The following is a 6,302-nucleotide window of genomic DNA, read 5'->3' as shown; positions in this document are numbered from 1 at the left end:
ACACCCGAAAACAGCCCCTCCACCTGCGGAACCGTTCCTCGTGGAGGAATTGGACCAGAAAACGATCACCAGGAATCACACAGTGGATTCAGGCTTAGGGAGGCAGCGGCCAATTCCAGCGCCAAGGGAATTCCGTCGAGTCGCTGGCACACCTCGTTGACCAAGCCCGCATTGTGCGGGCCGATGACGAGGTCGGGCGTGGCTTGGTGTGCCCGATCGACAAACAGCTGTACCGCTTCGGTCATCATCGGACCGGCAGGATCGGCGTCGGTAACGTGCATGGGGTCGATGCCGACCAGGTGCTCGCCTTCGGCGTCGAGCGGCACTCGGCTCGTGGCGATAATGCGCAATCGTGGAGCCGCACGCAGCAGGACCGCAGTCAAGTCGGCGACGGGTTGCTGGAGATGCTCGCAGGTGTCCAGGATCAGCAGCAGTTCGCGATGCTGCAGGTACTCACTCAGCACCTCACGTTCATCGCGGGCCGATACATCCGCTAGGCCGAAGGCCGCGATGATGGCGCTGGGCAGCACGTGGGGATCGGTCAGGGCCGACAGTTCCACCATCCACACGCCGTCGGGGAAGTCAGCCCGCAGCTGGCGCGCGACGTGGATCGCAATGCGGGTTTTGCCGATCCCTCCTCCGCCGTAGGCGGTGACCAAGCGCGAGTGCCCAAGGGCGCGGGCGACGCGGGCGCAGACCTCGTTGCGGCCGATGAAGGTCGTGGTGGGTGCCGGGAGGTTGCCTTCCTGACGCTTCAGCCACTGAAATCCCACAGCAAAACGCCTCCCCGTGTGCCGAGAGCGGTCGACAACGACGACGCCCCTTTGGGGGCATCACGAGTTTGAACGAAACCAGGCGCCGGCTCCCTCTTGCGGTATGACTAGAGTAGCGGCAGCGATCTACTAGCGTGATCCTCGACCACGCGCTAAGTTGCGAATCAGGAAGCGCATCAGATCCTGAGGCAGGAGGAGCCGTGTGATGGCCGCATCCGAGCCGAACGCTCGTGTGGCAAGGTGGCTGGATCGCCTCATAAGTGCTGAGTGGCCAGGCGTTCGTCCCAGCGCTCGCGCGCTGGAGCAAGCCATCAAAGACAACAACGGCGGCCAGGGCCCTTCCTACCAGACCCTGATAAACCTGCAGGACCCTACGCGGCATAGCCGAGTGGAAGAACATACGATTACGGAGATCGCGTCGTTCTTCAAACAACGTCCGGCTGATGTGGAACAGCAACTGGGCATCAGGCTCAGTCCGAACGCCAAGCTGGTGCTGTCGCTGGATGCCGACACCGATGGCTTGCGCGAAGCGGCCTTGGCGCTCGCGCAACTGCCAGACGAGAAGCGGCTCAACTTTCAACGGATGATCAGCCAGGCCGCCGCCAACGCGCCTGAGTCCGCGTCTTCCTCGCCTGCTGCAGCTCAGCGGGAAGGCTCTAACTCCTACTGATCTTGTGGTGCGTGAGAACGTCGCGTGCCGTGTACGAGGCCGGCCTGCGACATAGCCAACGACACCGAGGCGAGAGCCTGGTGACGGAGGCGGGCTACGCAAAGCTCAGTCTCCTTGCTGTTGATGCTCATGGCACCGACACCGGCCAGGGGCACTTCGGCCTTCTTCATGGTTGCCTGATGAGTCATGACGACGCACAAGCGATAGTACGGAATGTCGGCATGATTTGGGGTTAGCATTCGGTCATCATCAGGTTATTTTTGGCCGTGGCCGCATTCCTCCTGGCTGCGTCTTTCCCCACGCCCTGCCCTCGAGGCCTGTTCTACATTTGGTCTAGATTCATTGGTGGAGATCCGCTTACGATTGCCGTCGTTTGCAGACTGTTTCGCCTCGGTTGACGCAAGCGGACAACATTTACGTTCGCAAGCTCTGCCCGACCGATGCGCTCGCGACGAGAAGGACATCTGTGCACACCTCGACGTCACCCGTGCATACCTGGGCGCCGGCTCCCACACCCTCCCCGGCAACGACTTCCCGTGGAACAAGCCCTCGCACGCGTGGAGCACGATGGCAAGAGAAGATACTCGAATCCACCGCGGTGATGGGCAACGAACCGATCCCGAGAACCCCCAGTGGCGCCCTGTGTGATCCAATGCAACGTCTTCCGGACATGGCGTTCCGGCCAACGGGACGCCCGGTCGGATAGCGGAACACGTTCCACCATGAGCGATCATTTATCAGCCCAACCCCCACCAAGGATCATCATGAGACCGGCAATCGACACGACGAAGCCCTCACCCGCACGCATGTATGACTACTTCCTCGGCGGCAAAGACAACTACCAGGTAGATCGGGACGCGGCCCAAATCGTGCTTAAGGACGCACCGGAGGCCAAGGACGTAGCAGTGGTCAACCGCCGATTCCTCAAGAGGGCGACCTGGTACGCCACCAAAAACCGAGGCGTTCGCCAGTTCCTGGACCTAGGCTCCGGCCTGCCCACCCAGGAGAACGTTCACGAGGTCGCCCAGGCTGACGCACCCAATGCGTGCGTCGTCTACGTCGACAACGACCCCAGCGTGCTTCTGCACTCGAAGGGCCTCATCGTCAATAACGACCGCACGGGCTACGTGCAAGCGGACATAAGGACTCCCGCCGAGATCATCACTAGCCCTGTGACACAGCGCCTGATCGACTTTAACAATCCGGTCGCGGTGATGCTCGTCTCCGTCCTCCACTTCATCCCCGACGCGGACGACCCGTACGGCATCGTCAAGGACCTGATGGATCAGGTGCCATCCGGGTCCCTGCTCATCCTGTCGCACGTGACCACGGACAACATCAGCCCCGTGGTGGCGGAGCGAATTCAACAGCAGCAGTTGGCGGTCCCGCTGAACCTCCGGTCCGGTATGGACATCCAGCGCTTCTTCCACGGGCTCGACTTGGTGGACCCCGGCTGTGTCTTCCTTGAGCAGTGGGCACCGGGCGAGATCCTTCCGGTCGATGAAACTGCGCCGTTAAAGCTACGCTGCGGCGTCGCGGTCAAGCCCTGACTCATCCCACCTCAGAGAGCTTGCTCTTGCACCGGTCAGCGTGATGCCCGGTGCCTTCGCCCTCGTACTGGGCCGCCGCCGCAGCGTACCGCTCGGCCGCCTCCTCGCGGCGGCCGAGCCCTACCAGGGCATCGCCTTCCAGTTCCAGGTACGCGCCGTCGCCAGCGTCGTGCCCGAGCGGGCTCACGAGTTCTCTGCGCTGACCGCATAGGTCAAGGACCGTTTCGTAGTGTCCGGCCGCCAGCTCGACCTGGCCCAGTATGAGCAGGGTGTAGGCCTCGTAGGCTCGCTGCCCGCTGCCCGTTCCGATGGCTTTGGCCAAGCGCACGGCTTCTCGGCAGCGTGCGACCGCCTCGTCGTGCAGGCCGCGGCGGCTGAGCGCGAGCCCCAGAATTCGCAGGCACGCCACCTCGGTATGGACGTCGCCGACCGTCCGCGCGATCTCCAACCCCTGAGTGATGTCATCGGCTGCCTGGGCGAGGTATTCGTGGTAGGGCTGGCCTTCCTCTGCGGCGAGTCGCTCAGCCGCCAGCGCTCGGGCGGCCAGTGATCGCGCGAGGGCTCGCCGATCGCCGACCGAGGTGAACACGTCAATACACGCGTCGAGCATGGGCATCGCCCGAACGGCGCCGCCCGGAGACCGGGAGATCAGGATCGCCAGCCGCAGCCGCGCCTCAGCCGCCCGCCGTGTGTCTCCGCCAGCGATGGCGGTATGCATGATGAGCCGCCACATGTCTTGAGCTTGCCTACTTCTGCGCGCCCAGAACAGAGCCGAATGAACACGCAGCGCGATCCCGAAGGCGCTCTGAACGCGCTGCTCACGGCAGGCGAACCGGACTACCCCCAACAAGTTCTCGGCTTCACTGGCGAACCATGCCTGCGGGTCGGCCTGGACGAGGCGCCGCGCGGCGGGCGGCGCATACAGCGACATGCCGAGCCTGGCCGGTGGAGGGTTGTGCGGCTCATGCGGGATGAGAGAGTCGGCCAGATCACCAAGCTCAAGCCAGCCGAGGAGCAACCGGTCCACGGCCGCGTCGGTTTCGGCGACGTGCTCGGCCAGCCGCTCGGCGGCAAAAGTACGCAACAGGCCGTGCTGACGGTAACGCGGCTGCCCGGCCGCGTCGAGGCCAGCCGGGGCGATGAGGCTGTGCGCGGTCAAAGTTTCCAGCAGCTGCTCGGCGTCGGCCTCCAGCAGCATGGTGGCCACCCAGCTTGGGAAGTCGCCGGGCCCAGCCAGCGCCAAGACGCGGAAGGCACGGCGAGCGTACTCCGGAAGGGCTTGGTAGCTGTCGGCGGCGATGGTCGCGGCTACTCCCATCTCGCCGGAGTCGAGCTCAGCGAGCCGGTCGGCGAAGTATTGGAGAGTCCAATGCGATTGAGCCGTCAGCCGTGCTCCCGCCACGCGGATCGCCAGCGGAAACCCTCCGCACGCTTCCACGATGGCGGAGGCCGCGGCGGGTTCTGACGCGATCCCGTCATGGCCGATGATCTCGCCGAGGAGATGCAGCGCTTCGCTGTGTGGGAGTGGGGAGAGCCTCCGCCGCAGCATGGCGCCCTCGGACAGATGCCGCCGGCTAGAGATGATGACGCCGCATCCGGCTGTGCCCGGGAGCAGCGGGTTGACCTGGTGGGCTCCCACGACATCGTCGAGAACAAGAAGCATGCGGCGGCCGGCGAGCAGGGACCGCAACAGCCCGGTGCGCGCAGCTGGCGTGTGGGGAAGATCTTGGCTGTTGACGCCGAGGGACCCAAGGAGCTCCGCGAGGACTTGACTTACGTCCCGCGGCCGTTCCGACATGCCTTCCAGCTGTGCGTAGAGTTGCCCGTCCGGGTAGGCGTGCCGGACCAGATGTGCCACGTGGACGGCGAGTGCGCTCTTGCCGACGCCGCCGGGGCCGGTGATCGAGGCGATACGCACACCGGTGTCGGTCTCGGCCGGCGTGAGGAAGTCGACCAGCGACCGCACATCTTGCTCGCGGCCGGTGTAGTCGAGGACGTCAGGCGGAAGCTGAGCAGGGATCGGCAGGACAGGAGTCGCCTGCAGGCGGCCGCTGGCGGTCGTTGCTGCATCGTCGGCGATCTGGTCGCGGAGCTGACGCAGGACCATACCTGGGCCACTGCCGGTTTCCCGGATCAACAGGGCTTTGGTGGCCTCGAAGTGCTGCAGGGCCCGGATGCGTTCGCCGGACCGGTGAAGAGCGGTCATCAGCAGGGCGTGCAGCTGCTCCGACAGTGGATCATGGGTCAGTTCACGGCGCACCTCCGTCAGAATTTCACGATGCTGCCCGAGATGAAGCCGCGCCTGGAGCAGCGCCATCACCGTGCCCTTGCGGTCGATCAGCAGCTCCTCACGCGCCAGCAGCAGCTTGCCGCCCGCGTCCGGAACGTCCGCCAGCGGCGGATCGCCCCAGAGAGCCAGCGCCCGGGCGAGAGCCTTCGCCGCCCCCGAGTGGTCGCCGCGGTTGGTGAACGCCATAGCGTCGCTGCACAGGGCCCGATAATCGTGCAGGTCAACGCTGTCGCCGGGCTGAAGGGCAAGGCGGTAGCCGGCTGGGCCACCTGGGGGGATGCGATCCGGCAGTATGCCACGCAGTTGGGACACTTGAGTTTTCAGACCTCCTTCCATGCCCCAGCTTCTGTCGCCCCATAGGGCCGCCCTAAGGTCTTTGGCGAGGATGCCCGTTGGGCCGGTCAGCAGCAGCGCCGCGATCAGACGGCGCTTAAGGGGGGACAGGGGAACCTGCTGGTCGTTGGCGTACGCAGTTAGACGCCCGAGCACTTCAAATCGCATGCGATGTTCCCCCTTTCTCCTTGCTGGAACGAACGGGCGAGCTGCTGCGCGACATCAACGAAAAGCGTGCGGGAAAAGGCTGGCCCACGCTGTGGCTGGGTGGCGATGACTGGGCGCTAACCGGCTCCGAACCCCCGTGATGACCTTCTCTCTTTACGGTGTGCCAGACGGGGAAGGATCCCGTAAACGCAATCAAGCGATGGAAATGCATAAAGCGCTCAAATGTGGACATTAAGGACGGTTTGCGGTGGGGGGGAGCCTGACCGACCAGTCGACGAAGTCATCCAGAGACCTGCAGCACTGAACGCCCGTCACAGGGACAGATCTGTCACATGGGCGCGAATCGCAATGCGAGCCGAGGTGGAGGGGCCAGGGACGACCGGCAACACGGGTGCGACGAACTCTGCCATCCATGATCGGTTCCCGGGGAGACCGCGGACCACCCGACGGCTGTCGCAGCACACTGACCTCGCCTTCCTCGCCCCGCCCGCGTGCGGCATCTCCGATTGGAGGGCCTT

General features: G+C 64.6%; 4 protein-coding genes. 2 read left to right on the top strand and 2 right to left on the bottom strand.

Annotation, left to right across the window (positions count from 1 at the left end):
- Positions 1 to 65 precede the first annotated feature (65 nt).
- Entirely contained in the window at positions 66 to 773 is a 708-nt protein-coding gene (locus tag ACIBVN_RS56460; protein ID WP_397150483.1) for an ATP-binding protein, read from the bottom strand.
- Between the two features lie 205 nt (positions 774 to 978).
- Between ACIBVN_RS56460 and ACIBVN_RS56455 the strand changes: the two genes are divergently transcribed.
- Positions 979 to 1,443: a hypothetical protein gene (locus ACIBVN_RS56455; protein ID WP_397150481.1), complete on the top strand. Its 465-nt coding sequence runs from the start codon at positions 979 to 981 to the stop codon at positions 1,441 to 1,443.
- 764 nt (positions 1,444 to 2,207) lie between these two features.
- Complete coding sequence (locus ACIBVN_RS56450; protein WP_397150479.1) at positions 2,208 to 2,993, top strand: SAM-dependent methyltransferase; 786 nt, start codon at positions 2,208 to 2,210, stop codon at positions 2,991 to 2,993.
- A 1-nt stretch (position 2,994) separates the two neighbouring features.
- Here the strand turns inward: ACIBVN_RS56450 and ACIBVN_RS56445 are convergent, their stop codons facing one another.
- Complete coding sequence (locus tag ACIBVN_RS56445; RefSeq protein ID WP_397150477.1) at positions 2,995 to 5,784, bottom strand: AfsR/SARP family transcriptional regulator; 2,790 nt, start codon at positions 5,782 to 5,784, stop codon at positions 2,995 to 2,997.
- Between the last annotated feature and the right edge of the window lie 518 nt (positions 5,785 to 6,302).

This window comes from Nonomuraea sp. NPDC049400 (genome assembly GCF_044466425.1).
Classification (GTDB): Bacteria; Actinomycetota; Actinomycetes; order Streptosporangiales; family Streptosporangiaceae; genus Nonomuraea.
Note: the sequence above shows the minus strand (reverse complement) of the source record. Positions and strands in the feature narration are given on the sequence as shown.